Raw genomic sequence first — 799 nt, 5'->3', positions numbered from 1 at the left:
GATCGCCTCGAATCTACCCAGCTGCGAGCCCAGCCCTGGGCCGTAGAAGATGTTGTCACCGAGCACCAGAGCAGCACCCTCGGTCCCGATGTGTTCGGCACCGAGGACGAATGCTTGCGCGAGACCGTTCGGGGTGTGCTGGACCTTGTAGGTGAGGTTGATGCCGAACTGCGAGCCGTCACCGAGCAGACGCTGGAACTGCTCGGAGTCTTGCGCAGTGGTGATGATCAAGATGTCGCGGATGTTCGCCAGAATCAGCGTCGAGAGCGGGTAGTAGATCATCGGTTTGTCGTAGACCGGAACAAGCTGCTTGCTGATTCCCATCGTGATCGGATGAAGACGCGACCCGGTACCGCCCGCCAAAATGATTCCCCGCATACCCGGCAGTCTCCCAGATCGACCCGAACCGTGCGCGGTCACTGCGACGGGATTCGATACGGCTTCTCATCCGAGTCGTGTGCCCGTGCGACGAGCGGATCGGCTCGGAAGGGACAGTGCGGCTAAACTCCACACTCATGAGACTGCTCGTGACCGGGGGTGCCGGGTTCATCGGCGCGAACTTCGTCCATCTGACCGTCGCCGAGCGTCCTGACGTCGAGATAACCGTCCTCGACGCCCTCACGTACGCGGGCAACCGGGCATCGCTCGCCCCCGTCGCAGACAAGATCGACTTCGTCGAAGGCGACATCGCCGACAAGGACTTGGTCGACAGCCTGGTGCAGAAGACCGATCTGGTCGTCCACTTCGCCGCCGAATCACACAACGACAACAGTCTCGCCAACCCCTGGCCGTTCTTGCA

The 799-nt window shown here is 61.6% G+C and carries 2 protein-coding genes; one reads left to right on the top strand and one right to left on the bottom strand.

Going from position 1 to position 799, the window contains the following annotated elements; all coding sequences use genetic code 11:
- The coding region (locus A2J03_RS14895; RefSeq protein ID WP_156520404.1) for a sugar nucleotidyltransferase at positions 1-378 on the bottom strand (378 nt) is incomplete at its 3' end.
- Positions 379-515: 137 nt separating this feature from the next.
- Between A2J03_RS14895 and A2J03_RS14890 the strand changes: the two genes are divergently transcribed.
- Positions 516-799: GDP-mannose 4,6-dehydratase (locus A2J03_RS14890; RefSeq protein WP_156520403.1), on the top strand; the 284-nt coding region annotated here is incomplete at its 3' end.

The sequence above is a fragment of the Rhodococcus sp. EPR-157 genome (assembly GCF_001647195.1).
Taxonomy (GTDB): domain Bacteria; phylum Actinomycetota; class Actinomycetes; order Mycobacteriales; family Mycobacteriaceae; genus Rhodococcoides.
The sequence above is the reverse complement of the archived record's forward strand: the minus strand, read 5'-3'. Positions and strand labels throughout refer to the sequence as shown.